Origin of the sequence: Haloferax sp. S2CR25, assembly GCF_031624535.1 — an archaeon.
Taxonomy (GTDB): domain Archaea; phylum Halobacteriota; class Halobacteria; order Halobacteriales; family Haloferacaceae; genus Haloferax; species Haloferax massiliensis.
The window spans coordinates 981,136-997,934 of the sequence record NZ_JAMQOO010000001.1 but is presented as its reverse complement, the minus strand read 5'-3'; the positions used below and the strand labels follow the sequence as shown (position 1 = coordinate 997,934).

Annotated in this window: 21 protein-coding genes, 1 tRNA gene and 1 pseudogene; 11 read left to right on the top strand and 12 right to left on the bottom strand. The window is 68.2% G+C overall.

Annotated features, from left to right (window positions below):
- Both NDI65_RS05275 and NDI65_RS05270 read left to right on the top strand, forming a co-directional pair.
- Positions 1-100, top strand: a pseudogene (locus tag NDI65_RS05275) (IS1595 family transposase); the annotation flags it as partial.
- Positions 101-168: 68 nt separating this feature from the next.
- Positions 169-609, top strand: a complete 441-nt coding sequence (locus tag NDI65_RS05270; protein ID WP_226908732.1) for a nuclear transport factor 2 family protein — start codon at positions 169-171, stop codon at positions 607-609.
- Positions 610-819: 210 nt separating this feature from the next.
- On the opposite strand, the gene NDI65_RS05265 is transcribed toward NDI65_RS05270, so the two are convergent.
- Positions 820-1,533 (bottom strand): phosphoribosyltransferase, encoded by a 714-nt coding sequence (locus tag NDI65_RS05265; RefSeq protein ID WP_004970128.1) that lies wholly within the window; start codon positions 1,531-1,533, stop codon positions 820-822.
- Between the two features lie 211 nt (positions 1,534-1,744).
- Between NDI65_RS05265 and NDI65_RS05260 the strand changes: the two genes are divergently transcribed.
- Positions 1,745-1,915: a hypothetical protein gene (locus NDI65_RS05260; protein ID WP_004970126.1), complete on the top strand. Its 171-nt coding sequence runs from the start codon at positions 1,745-1,747 to the stop codon at positions 1,913-1,915.
- 121 nt (positions 1,916-2,036) lie between these two features.
- Entirely contained in the window at positions 2,037-2,936 is a 900-nt protein-coding gene (locus NDI65_RS05255; protein WP_089779086.1) for a PhzF family phenazine biosynthesis protein, read from the top strand.
- A 66-nt stretch (positions 2,937-3,002) separates the two neighbouring features.
- On the opposite strand, the gene NDI65_RS05250 is transcribed toward NDI65_RS05255, so the two are convergent.
- From NDI65_RS05250 to NDI65_RS05230, 5 genes are read right to left on the bottom strand one after another with little or no spacing between them, the layout of a single operon-like run.
- The gene (locus NDI65_RS05250; protein ID WP_089779084.1) at positions 3,003-3,770 is read right to left on the bottom strand and encodes a proteasome assembly chaperone family protein; all 768 of its coding nucleotides are present in this window, start codon (positions 3,768-3,770) and stop codon (positions 3,003-3,005) included.
- 51 nt (positions 3,771-3,821) lie between these two features.
- The gene (locus NDI65_RS05245; RefSeq protein ID WP_089779082.1) at positions 3,822-4,013 is read right to left on the bottom strand and encodes an RNA-protein complex protein Nop10; all 192 of its coding nucleotides are present in this window, start codon (positions 4,011-4,013) and stop codon (positions 3,822-3,824) included.
- 4 nt (positions 4,014-4,017) lie between these two features.
- Entirely contained in the window at positions 4,018-4,818 is an 801-nt protein-coding gene (locus NDI65_RS05240) for a translation initiation factor IF-2 subunit alpha (RefSeq protein WP_089779080.1), read from the bottom strand.
- A gap of 18 nt (positions 4,819-4,836) precedes the next feature.
- Entirely contained in the window at positions 4,837-5,031 is a 195-nt protein-coding gene (locus NDI65_RS05235) for a 30S ribosomal protein S27e (protein ID WP_004044235.1), read from the bottom strand.
- A gap of 3 nt (positions 5,032-5,034) precedes the next feature.
- The gene (locus NDI65_RS05230) at positions 5,035-5,316 is read right to left on the bottom strand and encodes a 50S ribosomal protein L44e (RefSeq protein ID WP_004972860.1); all 282 of its coding nucleotides are present in this window, start codon (positions 5,314-5,316) and stop codon (positions 5,035-5,037) included.
- A gap of 202 nt (positions 5,317-5,518) precedes the next feature.
- Between NDI65_RS05230 and NDI65_RS05225 the strand changes: the two genes are divergently transcribed.
- On the top strand, positions 5,519-5,779 hold the full coding sequence (locus NDI65_RS05225) for an HAH_0734 family protein (RefSeq protein ID WP_004972858.1): 261 nt from the start codon (positions 5,519-5,521) through the stop codon (positions 5,777-5,779).
- On the opposite strand, the gene NDI65_RS05220 is transcribed toward NDI65_RS05225, so the two are convergent.
- Positions 5,776-8,139, bottom strand: a complete 2,364-nt coding sequence (locus tag NDI65_RS05220) for a DUF2298 domain-containing protein (protein WP_310893447.1) — start codon at positions 8,137-8,139, stop codon at positions 5,776-5,778. The two genes, NDI65_RS05225 and NDI65_RS05220, sit on opposite strands and share 4 nt — an antisense overlap.
- A 96-nt stretch (positions 8,140-8,235) precedes the next feature.
- Here NDI65_RS05220 and NDI65_RS05215 point away from each other — a divergent pair, with 96 nt between their 5' ends.
- From NDI65_RS05215 to NDI65_RS05195, 5 genes are all read left to right on the top strand, one after another.
- Positions 8,236-9,021, top strand: coding sequence for a glycosyltransferase (locus NDI65_RS05215; protein WP_310893446.1), 786 nt, complete (start codon positions 8,236-8,238; stop codon positions 9,019-9,021).
- Entirely contained in the window at positions 9,014-9,481 is a 468-nt protein-coding gene (locus tag NDI65_RS05210) for a GtrA family protein (protein ID WP_089779076.1), read from the top strand. The genes NDI65_RS05215 and NDI65_RS05210 overlap by 8 nt, the downstream gene beginning before the upstream one ends.
- Before the next feature lie 60 nt (positions 9,482-9,541).
- Positions 9,542-9,616, top strand: a tRNA-Met gene (locus NDI65_RS05205).
- Between the two features lie 359 nt (positions 9,617-9,975).
- Positions 9,976-10,185: a hypothetical protein gene (locus NDI65_RS05200; protein WP_089779074.1), complete on the top strand. Its 210-nt coding sequence runs from the start codon at positions 9,976-9,978 to the stop codon at positions 10,183-10,185.
- Positions 10,186-10,260: 75 nt separating this feature from the next.
- A complete protein-coding gene (locus NDI65_RS05195) occupies positions 10,261-10,686 on the top strand; it encodes a Rieske 2Fe-2S domain-containing protein (protein ID WP_089779072.1) in 426 nt (141 codons plus the stop codon).
- Between the two features lie 21 nt (positions 10,687-10,707).
- Here NDI65_RS05195 and NDI65_RS05190 read toward each other — a convergent pair whose 3' ends face one another.
- The 5 genes from NDI65_RS05190 to NDI65_RS05170 all read right to left on the bottom strand — a co-directional run bounded on the left by NDI65_RS05190 (position 10,708) and on the right by NDI65_RS05170 (position 15,653).
- Positions 10,708-11,682 (bottom strand): aminotransferase class IV, encoded by a 975-nt coding sequence (locus NDI65_RS05190; protein ID WP_089779070.1) that lies wholly within the window; start codon positions 11,680-11,682, stop codon positions 10,708-10,710.
- Positions 11,679-12,383 carry an aminodeoxychorismate/anthranilate synthase component II gene (locus tag NDI65_RS05185; protein ID WP_089779068.1) on the bottom strand — a complete coding sequence of 235 codons (705 nt, stop codon included), beginning with the start codon at positions 12,381-12,383 and terminating at the stop codon, positions 11,679-11,681. The genes NDI65_RS05190 and NDI65_RS05185 overlap by 4 nt, the downstream gene beginning before the upstream one ends.
- Positions 12,380-13,906, bottom strand: a complete 1,527-nt coding sequence (pabB, locus tag NDI65_RS05180; RefSeq protein WP_089779066.1) for an aminodeoxychorismate synthase, component I — start codon at positions 13,904-13,906, stop codon at positions 12,380-12,382. The genes NDI65_RS05185 and pabB overlap by 4 nt, the downstream gene beginning before the upstream one ends.
- A gap of 113 nt (positions 13,907-14,019) precedes the next feature.
- A complete protein-coding gene (locus NDI65_RS05175) occupies positions 14,020-14,799 on the bottom strand; it encodes a helix-hairpin-helix domain-containing protein (RefSeq protein WP_089779065.1) in 780 nt (259 codons plus the stop codon).
- A 44-nt stretch (positions 14,800-14,843) separates the two neighbouring features.
- Entirely contained in the window at positions 14,844-15,653 is an 810-nt protein-coding gene (locus NDI65_RS05170) for a shikimate dehydrogenase (protein ID WP_310893445.1), read from the bottom strand.
- A gap of 171 nt (positions 15,654-15,824) precedes the next feature.
- Between NDI65_RS05170 and NDI65_RS05165 the strand changes: the two genes are divergently transcribed.
- Positions 15,825-16,796: a calcium/sodium antiporter gene (locus NDI65_RS05165; RefSeq protein ID WP_089779063.1), complete on the top strand. Its 972-nt coding sequence runs from the start codon at positions 15,825-15,827 to the stop codon at positions 16,794-16,796.
- Positions 16,797-16,799: the final 3 nt, after the last annotated feature.

Below are 16,799 nucleotides of genomic sequence, written 5' to 3'. Positions count from 1 at the left end.
CAAGTTGACACAGTATCTTCGCGCCTTTCAGCTACGCAGCGAACTCTTCAGAAAACCCGGTCGAGAAGCACTCAAACACGCTGTCAAAGCGACTCTCTGAAATCAACAATCTGCTACACATGAGCGTAGTATATATGCTCAGGAGTCGTCGTTACGGTGAGGTTTGTAATGTCTACAAAACGCGTAGCAGCCGAAGACGACGTCCGAGCCGCATCCGACCAGTTCTACGGGGCACTAGAAGCGATGGCGAACGGGAACGCCGACTCCATGGCGGACAGCTGGTCACACGAGGACGACGTGACGACCATGCATCCAATCGGTGGGCGGGAAACGGGATGGGAGGCCGTCTCCGGGTCCTTCGCCGGCGTCGCATCGGCGAGTTCGGATGGCACGGTCACCCGGTCGGACCAGGCCATCCGCGTCATCGGCGACGCCGCGTACGAACTCTGTACTGAGTCGGTGTCGTGGACGTTTGCGGGTGAACCGATGTCCCTGGAGGGTCGGACGACCAACGTCTACCGGAAGGAGAAAGGCGAGTGGAAGGTCGTCCATCACCACGCCGACCTCCACGCCGAGTTCGCCGAGAAAGTGGCGAACATGGGTGCCTGAGCGACCGACCGCCGGACGTCCGTACGATTCGACGGCCGCTTCGCCCGACATCCGGTCCTGTTTTCGCCCGTGAGCCGCGACGGCGTCTCTACGGGCGGTCGCAACCGCGCTGACTACATCCGCCGTCTGGGTCACACTCGCCCTGTCGACCTCAAGAGAATTCAACAGCGCCGAAGCAGTCGAACGAGGCCGGAGCGAGCGACCCCGCGTTCAGGCTCCGACGCCGTCGTTTTCGAGGAGTCGCCACGCGCCGTCGCCGGTGGACTCGACGTAGCCGCGGCGCTCCATCTCGGACATGACTTCCGGCATCCGGTCGGGTTGGGCGATTTCCATCTCGATGCGGTCCACGTCGTGGAACTCCGCGAGGTAGTGGCGGACGTCTTCGAGTTCGAACGTGTCGTCGTCGGCCTTCGCCATGACGCCCGAGGTGAGGTCTATCATGTCCTCGATGAAGTTCCACGGGTAGACGACCCACGCCCACGCTTCGAGGCGCTCGCCGACGTAGTCGGGTTCGAACTCGCTGGTCTGGAGGAGTTGGAGCGTCGCGGTCCGGACCTCGCCCGCGTTGCGCTCGTTGACGTACTCGTGTGCGCGCTTGATGGAGCCGCCGGTGTCGGCGATGTCGTCGATGATGAGCACGTCTTTGCCCTCGACGCTGCCTTCCGGCATCGGGTAGCGGACCTCCGGCTCGTTCGATTTCTGGGCCGTCCCGACGTAGTGTTCCATCTTCAGGCTCGTCAGGTCGTCCAGCCCGAGGAAGTCACAGATACACCGGCCCGCGAACCAGCCGCCGCGGGCCAGCGCGACGATGACGTCGGGCTCGAACTCGGATGTCTTGACCTCGTCCGAGACGTCGCGGCAGAGGCCGTAGATGTACTCCCAGTTCGTGATAGTACAGTTAAACTCGTCGGGGAGGTCGCCCATATCTTCCGTTCACCGTGCGTACTGCCGCGCCTGACGCCCTTTAATCTGTACGACTCGCCCCGCCCGTGTGTCGCCGTGTCAAAACCGCTCGAATCGAGGTTATCCGGCGACTAACCGGAGGACCTCCCGTTCAGGCAGATATTAACGCATGTTAACAAAGGACATAGTTATATCGAGTGCCGGAGTATGCGGATCTGTAGGTGGAACCAGAATGCACACGTGTGGTAACTGTGGTGAGTTCGTCTCCCGCGACTTCGTCCGCGTCTTCGGCAACGACATGGACGAGGTCGTCGGGTGTCCCGGCTGTATGAACATGCGCGAAGTGATGCAGGGCGACGGCGCGGCTCAAACGAGCGGCCGCGTCCGGTGGACCCGCGCGTGAGTCGGTCGCGGTCGACTAACTCGCGCCCGAATCGCGCCCGCTCGTATCGCCCTCCTCCCTTCTCACACGACCCGACCGCCGACCCGCTGGTTTGATACATCGCCGTGTAGTGCGCCTTTCCATGGATAGCCGACGCGCCCTCCTCGTCGACGCTTTCACGACCGAACCGCTGTCCGGCAACGCGGCCGGCGTCGTCCCCGACGCCGACGGCCTCGACGCGGAACAGATGCGCGCCGTCGCCGCCGAACTCGGCGCGAGCGAGACGGCGTTCGTCTGCTCGTCGGCCGCCGCGGACCGCCGCATCCGCTATTTCACGCCGCAACAGGAAGTCGACCTCTGCGGCCACGCGACTATCGCGGCCCACGCCCACCTCGCGGCCGAGCGCGAACTCGAACCGGGCACGCACACGCTGGAGACCAACGTCGGCACCCTCGACATCGAACTCGGCGACCTCGGCGAGGTGTGGATGACGCAGGACGCGCCGACGGTGCGCCCGCTCGAAATCGACTACGACCGCCTCGCGGCGGCGCTCGGCGTCGACGACGCCGCTCTCCGCGACGTGGGCGCGGACCTCCCCGTGGCGGTCGCCTCCACCGGGCTTCCCTTCCTCGTCGTTCCGGTCAACTTCCTCGAACACCTCTCGGGGGCCGACCCCGACGACGCCGCCATCGCCGACCTCGCCGCCGAACACGACGCGGCGGGCGTCTACGCCTACACCTTCGACGCCATCGACGGCGACTCCACGCTCCACGCGCGGTGTTTCGCGCCCGGCATCGGCATCTCCGAGGACCCGGCGACCGGAACCGCCGCCGGCGCGTGCGGCGCGTACCTCCGACAGGTCGGCGCGTTCGACTCCGTTCCGGACGAACTCCGTATCGAACAGGGCCACTTCGTGGACCGCCCGAGCACCGTCCGCGTGCGGGTCGGCGCGGAGATTCGCGTCGGCGGCCGCGCGGTGCAGTCGCTCGACGGCGAGGTCGTCGTCCCGGAGTTCGCAGACGACGACATCATCGAAGCCTGAAACTCCAGTTCGAAAACGAGACGGTGCGAGACGAGTCGAGATTCGACGGCCCGCGACGGTGGGGCCTCAGCCGATGTACCGGAGGTCGTCGTCGCTGGCGATGGTTCCCTGCTGTTGCTGTTGCATCTCCTGAATCTTCGCGGCGACCTCCTTCATCTCCTCTGCGCGCTCTTCGAGCGACTCGAAGTCGACGCTGAAGTCGAGGAGGTCCTGTAAGACTTCGATGACGACCTGCGCGCTCTGGGGGTCGACGAGGTAGCCGCTCGTCTCGCCCATCAGGCAGGTCGCGTCGAGGCCGCGGCGACCGCCGAGGCCGAGAAGCAGCCCGGAGACGCCGACGACGCCGCCGGCTGGCTCGTCCTCGCGGAACTCGATGCCGGCTTCTTCGAGTTCGTCGAGGCGGGACTCGTCGGCGACGGCCCCGAGGACCGACGGCTCGTCGACGAGTTCGCCGGTCGGGACGCCGCCCAGCGCGAACAGGCGCTCGACGCCGAACTCCTCGGCGATGTCGAGGAAGGCGTCGGTGAGGTGGTAGTGGCCCTCGTTGGACTGGGCCTGGTGGTCGCCCGTGAGGAGGAGGAGGTCCGGCCCCTCGCCGGGCGTCTCGACGGCGTGAATCGCGACGTGGGTCAGCTCGGCGACGCCCTCCTCGATGGTCACCTGCGGCGGGAACACGTCGGCGTAGACGCGGCGGACCAGCGTGGCCTCCTCGAACTCCTCCAGCAGGTGCTCGACGGCGAGTTTGCCGACGTTGCCGACGCCCGGTAACCCCTCGATGAGCACGGGGTCGGCGAGGTCGACCTCCTCGACAGCCTCGATTTCGATGTCGTCCATGCACGTAGTGGCGGACGCGCCGGTTAAGAGAGCGTCGGTAGCCGAAGCCGGCTACGCCGACTCCTCGGCGAGGCGGCGCTTCCGCGCGCGGCGGTACTCGCCGTAGGGGTCTTCGGGGTTGTAGGGCGCGGGCGCGCTGTTCTCCGTGGGTGCGCCGCACTCCGGACAGGTCTCAGAAAGCGAGTACACCGGGCGGTCGTGGCGGTCGCGCCACGCGCTGCACACCCGGATGTCTGATTTCATGCGATTACTCTTCGTCGCCGCTGCGTTCGCGATGGTACTCCGCGGTTCCGCCCGCGGCCTCGATGACCTCGCGGGCCCGAGCGACGCTCGATTCGAGCTCGGTTTCGGCGGTCTTGTAGTCGGGCGCTTTGACCTTGACGCGGTACTCGGGCGCGCCGACGTACGTGACCGACAGTTCGATTTCGTCGCCGATTTCGCCGTCGCCCTCGGCGGCCTTCAGGGCTTCCTTCACGTCGTCGACGCCGTCGCCCGCGGGCGAGCGCAGGTCGACGTAGCCGGTGACGTTGACGTAGGGAACCGACACGTTCTGACGCGCGGTCTCGACGATGGCTTCGAGTTCGTCGTCGCCGAGTTCGACGCCTTCGAGCGCCTCGATGCCGTGAATCGCGGCCTGCTCGAAGCCGTCGTAGAGCGACTCGAACTCGGCGAGCAGGGCGTTGGCGATGGACTGGTAGCGGTCGTCGGCGATGTCCTCGCCGAACGCCAGCGCCATCCACTTGTCGGCCTTCTGCTCGTTTTTCCACTCCTGAATCTTCTCTTTGCGCTGGTGCTCGTTGACGTCCTTTATCGAGAGGTCTATCTGCTGGGAACTCTCGTTGACTTCGAGCACTTTAGCGACGACTGTCTGTCCCTCGCGGACGTGGTCGCGAACGTTCTTGATCCATCCGCTGGCGACCTCGCTGATGTGGCAGAGGCCGCGTTTGTCCTCGTACTCTTCGAGGTCGACGAAGACGCCGAAGTCCGCGATGTCGTCTACCTTTCCGACGACGAGTTCGCCGGGGTCAGGCCATCCGCTGTACTTCATGCGAGGTCCTCCGGGGAGTTACGCCTCAAGTTCGTCGCTGTCGCGACGCTCGACCGTCTCGACGACCTCGCCGTGGAACTCGGCGTTGCCGCCGGTCGGCGTGGCGAGGGTCGTCCCGCAGACGGCGCAGTTGACGACCGAGGAGGCCTTTCCGAAGACGACCTGTTCGTTCTCGCAGTCGCTGCACGCGACCTTGTAGAAGTTTCCTGCCATGATTTACTCCTGGAACTCCAGGCGACCGGCGCGCCAGCCCTCGCGCATGTGGGCCTTGCCACAGTCGGAGCAGATGTACTTCAGGTGGGTCTTCTTCGTCGGCTTGTCGCCACCGGGGACCTTGGAGAACTTACCGGCGTTACCGATAGTGGCCTTGCCGCGTCGCGTCTGACGGGCGTTCCACTTCATGCCGGTCGGGCGTCCCTTCCGGACCTTCTCCACTTCGTGTTCGTGGTGTCCCTTGCAGTTCGGGCAGTACGTGTTGAAACGGCGTGGCATCTGCATAGATATCGACCTTGTGGTGGGTTTTGGTGTGGCCCGTTAAAACCCGTTTGGTTCGCCGCGGCCCCTGAACCCGCCGCGACCGGGCGTTCGGCGTGTCACGTGTGGGCAGGCCACGGTGACTCCGACCGACCGCGGAACGCCCGCCGCCCGGCGCACGCCCGAAGCCGAAGCGATTAAGCGGTGACTGTGCCAATCCCGGCACATGAAGAAGCTCATCATCCACGGCGACCCCGGCGTTCGGCGCGACGGCGTCATCGAGTACGACGGCGAGGAGTACGTCCTGTTTTCGGTCGACCGGCAGGGCGACTGGCACGGCCCCGACCGCGTCCAGCTGTGGTGTACCGTCGGTACGGAAGACGAGCGCGAGGCGTTCGAAAAGCGCGAGTTCGTCCCGCACTGGCTGGAAACCGAGGGCGTCGACGCCGAGGCGGTCGAAGTCGTCCGCGAGCGCGGCGCGGCCTAAGGTAGTCTCGCTTCTTCTACCTCGTAGACCACGACCGACCCCGACCGGTGGACCGGCGTCAGCCACGCCACGTCCGTCTCTATCTCTCCGTAGCGGGCGCGCTCGCCCGGTCCGACCCACACGTACTGCACGTCGTACTGCTCGATGAGCCGCGCCCGCGTCGACTCGTTTCCGACGTACATCGCGTCCACGTCGCGCACGCGGCCGTAGTACGCGTCGGGGCCGCGGTAGCCGATTTCGTGCGCCCAGCCGGCGACCGTCGGAACGCCCGTCAGGCTCGATTCGGGGTTCCCGCGCCAGCCGTACATGACGCTCTCGCGTTCGTCCGTCACCGTCTCGGACCACGTCGTCCCCGGCGCGGTGAGCATCGTGGGGTTGCCCTCGACGGTCTCGTCGAGCCACGTGATGGCCGCCGACTCGTTTCCGTGCCGCCACTCCGCGAAGGCCGTCGCGTCCAGCGTCGCCTCCTCCCTGGGGGAGTTCGCGTGGTCAGCGACGGCCAGTCCTCCGTACACCGACGTGGAGGCGACGAGGAGGACGACGAAGGCGACGCCGGCGACCCGGACCGCGCCCCCGCGAACGCCGAGGTCGACCCTCGGGAGCGACACGTCGCCCGCGGCGACCGCGTCGCCGACGAATCCCGCCAGCACGGCACCCATCGCGCTCCCCCAGAGCACCCAGACCTGCATGTACGTCTTGAACACCGTGTTCATCCGACCGGGGCCGGCCTGCTCGTTCACGTAGACGAGTTCGACGAGCGTCACGAGGCCCGCGCCGGCGACGACGAGCACCGTCTCGAACCGCGGGTCGTCGGCGAACCGGAGGAGCACCCACCCGACGGCGACGAGGGGGGCGACGAGCGCGAGCGCGGCGAACGACTGCGCGGCCGCGACGACGGTCAGCGCCGCGAAGCTCCCGAGGAGCGCGACCCACTCGCGGCCGCCGAGTCCGTCTTGCGCCCCGAGACGACGGACGTAGTAAACCGCGAACGCCGCGAGGAACGCCCCGTGGACGAGCGCCAGCGCGCCGAACCCGCTTCGCTGGTCGGGCGAGAGAAGCTCGACCGTCCGGGCGCTCCCGCCGCCCGCGACCGCGCCGAGGAGGAACGGGCTGGCGAGGACGGCGGCGGCGACGCCGGCGAGACCGACCGCCGCGACCGTGCCGCCGAGGCGGGCTAACTCGCCGGCGACCGGGCTGTCGCCGACGGCCGAGCGAACGCGCTTTCGACCCGGGAACAACGTCCACGGGCGCGCGGGTGCGAACACCATCCCGAGGAACAGCACGCCGAACACCGACGGGAAGCTCCACGTGTCGACGACGACCTGCAGCGCGCCGACGAGCGTCGTCGCGGCGACGAGGAGTCGGCGCTCGCCGACCGCCTCCTCCGGCGTCCGGAAGTACGCGAAGGCGAGGCCGGCCGCGAGGAGCAGAAACGGCGTGCCCAGCATGTGGGCGTGGAGGTCGCCGTTGAGCCACGCGAAAAGCGGAAACTCGTTGATGGTGTCCGGAATCACGCGGCTCGCGTTCCAGTACGAGAACTCCGCGCTCCCGGCGAGCACCTGCGAGACGGTGTATCGCGAGCGTTCGGCGACGGCCTCCGCGACGGGCCGGCGTAGCCCCTCGGGGAGCGCGGCGAGGGCGAACCGCCCCGCGGTGACGAGGTTGCTGGCGAAGCCGACGAAGAACGCCGAGAGCAGGCCGCCGAGGCGACCGCTCGCGCCCGCGGCGGTCGCGACGCCCCGTCCGAGTTCGAACGCCGCGGTGACGAGGAGGCCGAAGAAGCCGGCGAGCGCGAGGTTGTAGGCGAACGACGGGTCGGTGGCGGTGAGTCGCGCGAGGAGAATCGACACGAGGTGGCCGCCGTAGTAGTAGCGGACCGGTTCGCCGGCGAACCACATGTCCTCCGGCGGGAGGACCGACGCGCGGGCGAGCGACTGGAGGAGGCCGAAGTCGAGGAACTTCTCGCCGCCGCCGGCGTGGACCGCCGGGTCGAGCGCCCGGAGCGCCACGGCGAACAGGAAGGCGACGAGGAACACCGCGGCCGCGTCTGCGACGGCGCGTCGGTCGATTTCGAGGTCGGGCGCGAGTCGGAAGTCGCCGCGGCGGAGCGCGCCGAGGTCGAGTCCCGCGACCGCCGAGGCGACGAGGAGCGTCCCGACGCCGGCGATGAGGGCGGCGGGCCCGAACGAGAGGTGGCCGACGTAGTACGCCGGGAGGGTCAAGACGACGAGCGAGACGGGGAGGGCGAGTCCGGCACCGCGACCGGGCAGGCGGCGGAACAGCCGGGTCGAGAGGGGAAGACCGACCGCCCAGAGGGCCGCGAACAGCAGCAACCACCGGACGACGAGGGCGTACTCCATCTGTCCGATGACTGCGCCGCGGATGCAATACGTTTTGTGATGGTCGGCGCGCCCCAGAGCGGTTCGCTTTTTACCCCATTGAGTGAATGGTCGTGCATGTCGCAGTCTGTCGGGGTGGTGGTCCCCGCGTATCGACCCGACCCCGAGCGTCTGGTCCCCTACGTCCACGCCCTCGTCGAGGTGCTGGACCCCGATGCGGTCCGCGTCGAACTCGACTCGCCGCGGCCCGAGACGCTCGACGCCCTCGACGCCCTCCCCGCCGTCGCCCGCGTGAACGCCGTCGACGCCCGCCGCGGCAAGGGCGCGGCCATCACCGCCGGGTTCGAGTCGCTCCGCACGGACGTCCTCGCGTTCGCCGACGCCGACGGGAGCACGCCGGCCGCGTCGATGGCCGACGTCGTCGCCGCCGCCCGCGACGGTGCCGACCTCGCCGTGGGGTCGCGCCGTCACCCGAACGCGACCGTCGCCTCCCACCAGACGGTCGCCCGGCGCTACCTCGGCGACGGGTTCGCGTGGCTGGCCCGCCACCTGACCGAGGTCCCGCTGTACGACTACCAGTGCGGCGCGAAGGCCATCACCGCCGCGGCGTGGAGCGACGTTCGGACCCACCTGTACGAGCCGGGATTCGCGTGGGACATCGAACTCATCGCCGTCGCGGGCGCGTTCGGTCACCGCGTGGCCGAGGTGCCGGTCGTCTGGGAGGACCAGCCGGACTCGACGGTCTCGCCGGTCGACACGACGCTCAAGATGGCCCGCGGCCTGCTCCGGTCGCGCCACCGCGCCCGGACGATTCGCGAGGACCGCCTCCACGAACTCATCGACGCTCGGAACGACGAGCGGACCCTCGTCGAGCAGTTCTCGGCGGAGGTCACGGATGACTGACCGGCTGTCGGAACTCGCTTCCGGCGTCCGGTTCGGCAAGTTCGCCTCCGTGGGTGCGGTCGGCGCGGTGTTCGACCTCTCTCTGAGCAGCCTCCTCATCGTCTTCTTCGGCGTCGCCAACGAACTCGCGAAGCTCGCCGGTGCGGAACTCGCAATCGTCGTCATGTTCGTCATCAACGACCGCTGGACGTTCGCGGGGGCCGGCTCGGACCTGCTCACCGCGAAGGTCCGGCGCTTCGTGAAGTCGAACCTCGTCAGAAGCGGCGGCCTCCTCGTGCAGGTGCTCGTCGTCCGGGCGCTCGGCGAGGTGCCGCTGTCGATTCCGGTCGCCGGTATCGACCTCTGGGAACTCATCCCGCTGCCCCTCGCTATCGGCGCGTCGATGCTCCTGAACTACGTCGCCGAAAGCCTGTTCACGTGGCGCATCGCGGCCCGTTCGAGTCAGCGCGACTCACGGTGAAAATTGACACACGGCTCCCGAAACAGAAGTCTTAACAATAGCAGACTCGTTTGTTGATTCAGCGGGATGGGATAGCCAGGAGATTCCGCCGGGCTCATAACCCGGAGATCGGTAGTTCAAATCTACCTCCCGCTATTCTCCTGAAAACTACACCCCAAGCAGCGCGTTTTATCGCGCTGTGGCTGCCCGTTTTTCGTGGTAATCGCAACAGGTAGTTTGAACCAGAGAATCGAGCGAAGCGAGATTCGCGTCGTTCAAATCTACCTCCCGCTATGGTTTTGCTGACCTCAACTCCTGAGCGCCGAGTCTCGGCTCGGCGCGACCCACGAGGTCGGCCACATAGCGCAGTAGAGTTGAACCGGGGAGCGCCGCGAACCGGTGCGAATGAGGTCTACGTCTACGTTCTCGAACTCGCGACAGCGTGAGACCCGAACCTTCAGAAATTTCAAATCTGAAACACATATTGATAATCACTCCGCGAGTAGGGCCCGAGTATGCCCTCTACAGATTCGGGAACAGAGCTTTGGTCTGCGGTCCAGCGAGCGATACTCGGTGGACTCCTCGCCATCGTCGCGATACTCGGATTCGGCTGGACACGGCAACTGGCAACCGGTAATCTCCTCGTAGGTAGCTTCGGACTCCTCCTGTTCGTGGGTGCTGGCTACTGGATTCTCTCCCTCTTTCGGATGGGTCTCGACGAGTGAGGGCGAGACTTCGCGCCGTCGTCCCAATCGACCGCTTCCGAAGGAGATTTTCGACCCCGAGCCAACGAGAGCACAATGAGCGACCTCGAACGAATCTGCGCGGTCGGCGACGTGCCCGACGACACGACCTTTCTCTTTCGGGTCCGCGCGGCCGACGAAGACGACGCCGAGGAGCGCGAAGCCATCCTCGTCCGCACCGACGACGGCATCCGAGGGTGGCTGAACTACTGTATGCACCTGACGCACATCAAACTCGACAAGGGGTCGGGTGCGCCGATGCGCAACGGCGAGGTCATCTGTCAGAACCACGGCGCGTACTTCGAGGCAGACACGGGCTACTGCAACTACGGGCCGTGCGAGGGCGCGGTGCTCGACGACCTCGAACTCACGGTCGACGGCGACCACGTCTTCCTCTCTGACGACGAGTTCGACTACGTCGGGCAGGGCGAAATCGAGACCGACCCGGCCGACCGGAGTTCGAGTTCGAACGTCGAGTTCTGACGGCGAGCGCGGCGGCGCGGCTCAGTTCTCGTCGGCGTCGACACTGTCGCCGTCGCCGTCGCCGCTGCCACCGTCACCGCCGTAGTGGCGTCGCTCCACGTAGTCGTCGTAGAGCCGCGAGAGGAGGTTCGTCACCGGGCCGTCGCCGACCTCGATGCCGTCGACCGTCTCGACGGGTCGGAGTTCCCACGTCGAGTTCGTGAGGAACGCCTCGTTCGCGTCGCGCACGTCGTCGGGCGTGAAGCGCCGCTCCCGAATGGGGATGCCCTCCTGTCGAGCGAAGTCGAGGACGACCCGGCGGGTGATACCCGGGAGGACCGGGCCGTCGAGGCTCGGCGTACAGAGCGCGTCGTCGTCGACGAAAAAGAGGTTGCTCGTCGCGCCCTCGGTGACGTAGCCGTCGGCGTCGAGCATGAGCGCCTCGTCCGCGCCGGTGACCCGGAGTTCGACGCGCGCGAGGATGCCGTTGAGGTAGTTGTGCGTCTTCGCCCGCGCGGGGAGCGACCGGTCCGGGACGCGCCGGGTCTTGACCGTCTGGACCGACGCGGGGCCGTCCCACACGGGGTCGGAGCCGCGGCCGCCGCGGGCGAGCGGTTCCACGATGACGACGACGCGGGGGTCGACCGCCTCGGCCGGCGTGAGGCGGCCGCCCTGACTGCCGCGGGTGACCGAGAGCCTGACGTACGCCTCGTCGAGGTCGTTCGCCGCCAGCGTCTCGTCGATTCGCGCGCGCAGGTCGGCGTCGGACAGGCCGTGGTCCATCCCGAGCGCGTCGCACGTCTCGGCGAGTCGGTCGGCGTGGGCGTCCCAGTGGAACACCTCGCCGCCGTAGGCGCGGAGCGTCTCGAAGGCGGCGTCGCCGTAGAGGAAGCCGCGGTCCGTGACCGGAATCGACGCCGACTCGGCGGGGACGAGGTCGCCGTCGACGTGGTAGCGAAGCGACCGCCCACCGGCGTCGCCGTCGGCGTCTCTGTCTCCGACCCCATCGTCGCTCATTGCTCGGCCCCCCATGCCTCTGCTGCCGGGCCGTCGCCGGCGGCGAGCGCGACGAAGTTCCGAACGATGTCCTTCCCCGAGTCGGTGAGGATGCTCTCGGGGTGGAACTGGACGCCGACGTGGGGCTTCTCGCGGTGGCGGACGCCCATCACGACCGCCGGTTCGTCGCCCTCCCCAGTGTCGGAACCGCCGGCGTCTGCGTCCTCTGCGACCGTGTAGGCTGTCACCGCCAACTCGGGGGGCACGTCGCCGCGTTCGACCGCGAGCGAGTGATAGCGGCCGACTTCGATTCGGTCGGGAAGCCCCGAAAAGACGCCCGCACCGTCGTGTTCGACGAGCGAGGGCTTCCCGTGGACGACGTGGGGCGCGTGGCCGACGGGGCTTCCGAGCGCGGCACAGAGCGACTGGTGGCCGAGGCAGACGCCGAGCGTCGGGTAGTCGAGGTCGCGGAAGACCGGGACCGAGACGCCGGCCTCAGCGGGGGTGCCGGGTCCGGGCGAGACGACGATACCGTCGGGGTCGATGTCGCGGATATCGTCGGCCGAGACCGCGTCGTTGCGGTAGACGAGCACGTCGTCCGAAGCGTCTGAACCGCTTCCATTCGCGTTTTCGTCACGCGCCTCGGCGACCGCTTCGCCGACGTACTGCACGAGGTTGTAAGCGAAGGAGTCGTAGTTGTCGACGACGAGGATTCGCGTCATCGCTCGGCCCCCACGGCCATGCTGGCGCGCTCGCCGAGCGCCTCGTCGATGGCGGTGACGAGCGCCCGCGCCTTCGCCAGCGTCTCGTCGTACTCGTCTTCGGGGTCCGAATCGTGGACGATGCCCGCGCCCACGCGGAGATGGTACTCGTCTCCGAAGCGGACGAGCGTCCGGATGACGATGTTCAGCACGGCGCGGTCGTCGAAGCCGACGGCGAACATGCTCCCGGTGTAGGGGCCGCGCCGGGTGGCTTCGAGTTCGTCGATAATCTCCATCGTTCGGGGCTTCGGCGCGCCCGTGATGGTCCCGCCGGGGAACACCGCGGCGACGGCGTCGGCGAGGCTGGTCCCCTCGCGTCGGGTCCCCTCGACCAGCGAGACGAGGTGCATCACCTCCGAGTAGCGGTCCACCCGGCGGTACTCCGTCACCTCGACCGAGCCGTACTCCGAGACTTTTCCGAGGTCGTTGCGTTCGAGGTCGACGAGCATCGCGTGTTCGGCGCGCTCCTTCTCGTCGGTCGTCAGGTCGGCCTCCAGCGCGTCGTCTTCCTCGGGCGTCGCCCCCCGCGGGCGGGTGCCGGCGATGGGTTCGGTGACGAGGCGGTCGCCCTCGACGCGCAAGAGGAGTTCGGGGCTGGCGCTCACGAGGTCGACGCCGGGGAGTTCGAGCAGGCCCGAGTACGGCGCGGGATTGACCTCTCGGAGCGCCGCGTAGGCGTCTACCGGATGCACCGCGGCGGGCGCGACGAGTCGCTGCGAGAGGTTCGCCTGAAACGTGTCGCCGTCGCGGATGTACCGCTTCGCGGCGCGGACGCGGTCTGCGAACGCCTCGCGGCCGGGGGCGCTTGCGAACGTCGCCTCGTCGGCCTCGACGGGCGCGGCGACCGGGTCGGGGTCGCCCTCGACGGCCTCGACGGCGAGGTCGGTCGCCCGTCCCCGCGCCTCGTCGTAGACGGCGTCGAGGTCTGCACCGTCTTCGACGACGGGACAGCAGGTGACGCGGAGCGTCGTCTCGCCGTCGTCGGGCCGGGGCTCCTCCCACGACGCCACGAGGTCGTACAGGCCGAGTTGGAGATGCGGCAGTTCCCGGTCGTCGGTCGTCTGTTCGGGGAGCGATTCGAGTTCGCGGGCCGCGTCGTACGAGAGCCAGCCGAACAGGCCGCAGGGGTACGGCACGTCGCAGTCGCCGCGGACGAGCGTCTCCGCGTCGGCGAGCGATTCGAGCGCGGCGAGGCTCGGCGCGGTGTCGTCGCCGGAGTCGTCCCAGTCGCCGGCGGTCGGGCCGTCGGTGGGGTCGTCGACGGTCAGGCGCTCTGCGGGGTCGACGCCGAAGGCACCCCATCCGGGTTGCCCGCCGGTCGTCTCGTAGAAGAAGCCGCCGGCGTCCCGGCGAGCGCGTCGATAGGCGTCGAAGGGGTCCGAGACGGCGACGCGGGCCTCGACGGGGACGCGCGAGCCGGCGGACGCGACCGCGGCGGTCGCGCGAAAGTCGTCGCGGTCGGTGACGACGGTCGGTGCGGTCATTACCCACACCAGTCCGTCCGCCGGGTAAACGGTTTCGCGACGCGTCTGCGAGGTGTCGGAAGCGACCGCCGTTGTGAGAACAGCCGTCTCGGTCGCTCCCGGACGCGCGTCGGTTACTCCTCGCCGGCGCGGTCGATCCAGCGCTGGACGCGCTTCGGCGACACGTCGATTTTGTCGCCGACCTCGTCGGCGTCGGCCGCGGCGAGGTCCGCGGTGGTTTCGATACCGATCTCCGAGAGGCGCTCGGCGTACGCCGGGCCGATACCGCGAATCATGTCGACGGTCGGCGCGTCGGCGTCGGCGGTCGGCTCGTCGCCTTCGTCTTCGGCATCCGCTTCCGATTCACCTTCGGTGTCGGCGTCCACGCCTTCGTCTTCGGCGTCCGACTCGACCTCGGTCCCGTCTTCGGACTCCGCTTCGTCGGATTCCTCCGTTTCGGCCTCGTCGGATTCTTCCGTTTCGGCCTCACCGAGCTCGCCGGATTCGTCCTCGGCCTCGCCCTCGTCTTCGGCCACAGCGTCCGCGGCTTCCGTCTCGGGTTCCGGCTCGGGTTCTGGCTCCGCTTCGGTCTCCGCTTGGTCGTCCGGTTCGGCTTCCTCGATGGCGTCGGCCGCCGCTTCGGCGTCGTCACGGGCGTCCTCGTCGTCCGCTTGGGACTCGGCGTCGGCCTCGGGTTCGACCGCATCGTCGGCTTCCTCGTCGGTCTGCTCCGTCTCGTCGACCGGTTCCTTCACCGCGGCCTCGGTCTCGACGTTCGGTTCCTCGCGTTCGGTTCTGGTGTCGCGTTCGACCGTAACCGTCGCCGTGTCGTCACGTCCCTCCTTCGAGGAGGACGACGAGTTGCCACCAACGAGGGATTTCAAGAACGACGAAATAGTGTCAAGCAAGCCCATGTTACCTTCTCCTATGCAATCCCGTTATTTAAAAACCAGCGGCCTCAGTCGCTTTCGAGGTGGTTCCGGAGCTCGGCGTTCATCGCCTCGACGGGCGCGTCGCGGCCGGTCCACAGCTCGAACGCTTCGACGCCCTGCAGGAGGAGCATCCACGCGCCGTCGATGGTGGTCGCGCCGGCCGCGGCAGCCTCGCGGAGGAGTCGGGTCTCAAGTGGGGTGTAGACCGCGTCGAGCACGGCGAGGTCGCCGTGGAGGTACTCCGCGGGGACGGGCGTCTCCTCGGGTGACTCCATCCCGACGCTCGTCGCGTTGACGAGCACGTCCGCCCCCCGAATCCGGTCGAGCGTGTCGAGTCCGCCGCCGGTCGCGCCGGGGACGGCCGCGGCGAGTTCGACCGCGCTCTCGGCGGTGCGGTTGGCGACGTGGACCGACGCGCCCGCGTCGGCGAGGGCGAACGCGGCGGCGCGACCCGCCCCGCCGGCACCGACGACCACGGCGGCCGCTCCGTCGAGGTCGACGCCGTGGCGGTCGAACGACCGCGTGACGCCCGCCGCGTCGGTGTTGTACCCCGTCGGCGTCGCCGCGCCGAAGTCGATGGTGTTGACCGCGCCGATGCGCTCGGCCAACGGGTCGGGGTCGACCAGTTCGAGCACGTCCTGTTTGAACGGGATGGTGACGTTCAGCCCCGAGACGCCGAGGGCGTCCGCGCCGCCGACGGCCGCCGCGATGTCGTCGCGGGCGGGTTCGAACGTGACGTACCGCGCGTCGAGGCCGGTCCCCTCGTAGGCCGCCTCGTGCATCGGCGGCGACAGCGAGTGGCCGACGGGGTTGCCGACGAGACCGTACACTTGCATGGGCGGGTGGTGACCTGCCGGCGATATAACTCGCCCGCCCGCGTCGGATTCCGCCGGGACCCGACGGCCGCCGTCGCGGCGGGTTCGCCCCGTCTCGCGCTCTCGCGTCGGTCGTCGCGGGCTTGCGGTGTACCGGCGCGCTTTTGGTGTCCCGTCGGTCTACTCCCGCGTATGTCGGCACTCGCAACCCTGCTTTCCTTCGATACCGCGCTCCTCGTGGCGGGTATCGTCGCGCTCTACCTCGGGGCCGAAGCCCTCGTCGAGGGGGCCTCTCGACTCGCTATCGGCCTCGGTCTCCGGGCAGCTATCGTCGGTGTGACCATCGTCGCCTTCGCGACGACGACTCCCGAACTCTTCGTCGCGGTGCTGAGCGGGTTGGGCTACAGCTCCGACCTCGGACTCGGCGCTATCGTCGGCTCGAACATCGCCAACATCGGTCTCGTCCTCGGCATCTCGGCGCTCATCCAGCCGATGGGCGTCTCGACGACGACGCTCCGCCGACACGTTCCGTTTATGATAGCCGCGGCGGTCGCGCTCGTCGCGCTCGGGATGGACGGGAACCTCAGCGCCGTCGACGGCGGCGTCCTCCTGCTCATCCTCGTCGCGTTCACGGGCTACCTGCTGTACCGCGCGCGGTCGGCGAAGGCCGACGCCCTCGGCACGGACGAAATCGACATCGAGGACGAAGACGAGGTGTCGGCGCAACTCAGAGACGTCGTCTACCTCGGTCTCGGCCTCCTCCTCCTGTTCGTCGGCTCGAACTGGCTCATTCAGGGCGGGCAGGGGCTGCTCGAATCCTTCGGGTTCGGGCCGCGGTTCATCGGGCTGACGGTCCTCGCGTTCGGCACGTCGCTGCCCGAACTCGCGGCGTCGGTCATCAGCGCGGTCCGCGGCGAGTCGGAGTTCAGCATCGGCAACGTCGTCGGCTCGAACATCTACAACGTCGTCGCCGTCCTCGGCATCCTCGCCATCATGGTCCCCGTGAACGTCCCCGCGAGCACCATCTCGCTGGACTTCCCGGCGCTCCTCGTGTTCACCTTCGGGGTCATCGGGCTGATGCTCCGCAACCGAAACGTGTCCCGCCTCGACGGCGGTCTCCTCGTCGGCGGCTACCTCGTCTTCTTCTGGCTCATCCTTCCCTGACCG

Coding starts and splice junctions, on each gene's coding strand:
- NDI65_RS05175 (WP_089779065.1), bottom strand. CDS start 14,799: ATGGGCTTGCTTGACACTATTTCGTCGTTCTTGAAATCCCTCGTTGGT.
- NDI65_RS05200 (WP_089779074.1), top strand. CDS start 9,976: ATGCCCTCTACAGATTCGGGAACAGAGCTTTGGTCTGCGGTCCAGCGA.
- NDI65_RS05265 (WP_004970128.1), bottom strand. CDS start 1,533: ATGGGCGACCTCCCCGACGAGTTTAACTGTACTATCACGAACTGGGAG.
- pabB (WP_089779066.1), bottom strand. CDS start 13,906: ATGACCGCACCGACCGTCGTCACCGACCGCGACGACTTTCGCGCGACC.
- NDI65_RS05235 (WP_004044235.1), bottom strand. CDS start 5,031: ATGGCAGGAAACTTCTACAAGGTCGCGTGCAGCGACTGCGAGAACGAA.
- NDI65_RS05250 (WP_089779084.1), bottom strand. CDS start 3,770: ATGGACGACATCGAAATCGAGGCTGTCGAGGAGGTCGACCTCGCCGAC.
- NDI65_RS05195 (WP_089779072.1), top strand. CDS start 10,261: ATGAGCGACCTCGAACGAATCTGCGCGGTCGGCGACGTGCCCGACGAC.
- NDI65_RS05240 (WP_089779080.1), bottom strand. CDS start 4,818: ATGAAGTACAGCGGATGGCCTGACCCCGGCGAACTCGTCGTCGGAAAG.
- NDI65_RS05230 (WP_004972860.1), bottom strand. CDS start 5,316: ATGCAGATGCCACGCCGTTTCAACACGTACTGCCCGAACTGCAAGGGA.
- NDI65_RS05210 (WP_089779076.1), top strand. CDS start 9,014: ATGACTGACCGGCTGTCGGAACTCGCTTCCGGCGTCCGGTTCGGCAAG.
- NDI65_RS05270 (WP_226908732.1), top strand. CDS start 169: ATGTCTACAAAACGCGTAGCAGCCGAAGACGACGTCCGAGCCGCATCC.
- NDI65_RS05190 (WP_089779070.1), bottom strand. CDS start 11,682: ATGAGCGACGATGGGGTCGGAGACAGAGACGCCGACGGCGACGCCGGT.
- NDI65_RS05255 (WP_089779086.1), top strand. CDS start 2,037: ATGGATAGCCGACGCGCCCTCCTCGTCGACGCTTTCACGACCGAACCG.
- NDI65_RS05170 (WP_310893445.1), bottom strand. CDS start 15,653: ATGCAAGTGTACGGTCTCGTCGGCAACCCCGTCGGCCACTCGCTGTCG.
- NDI65_RS05225 (WP_004972858.1), top strand. CDS start 5,519: ATGAAGAAGCTCATCATCCACGGCGACCCCGGCGTTCGGCGCGACGGC.
- NDI65_RS05245 (WP_089779082.1), bottom strand. CDS start 4,013: ATGAAATCAGACATCCGGGTGTGCAGCGCGTGGCGCGACCGCCACGAC.
- NDI65_RS05165 (WP_089779063.1), top strand. CDS start 15,825: ATGTCGGCACTCGCAACCCTGCTTTCCTTCGATACCGCGCTCCTCGTG.
- NDI65_RS05185 (WP_089779068.1), bottom strand. CDS start 12,383: ATGACGCGAATCCTCGTCGTCGACAACTACGACTCCTTCGCTTACAAC.
- NDI65_RS05220 (WP_310893447.1), bottom strand. CDS start 8,139: ATGGAGTACGCCCTCGTCGTCCGGTGGTTGCTGCTGTTCGCGGCCCTC.
- NDI65_RS05260 (WP_004970126.1), top strand. CDS start 1,745: ATGCACACGTGTGGTAACTGTGGTGAGTTCGTCTCCCGCGACTTCGTC.
- NDI65_RS05215 (WP_310893446.1), top strand. CDS start 8,236: ATGTCGCAGTCTGTCGGGGTGGTGGTCCCCGCGTATCGACCCGACCCC.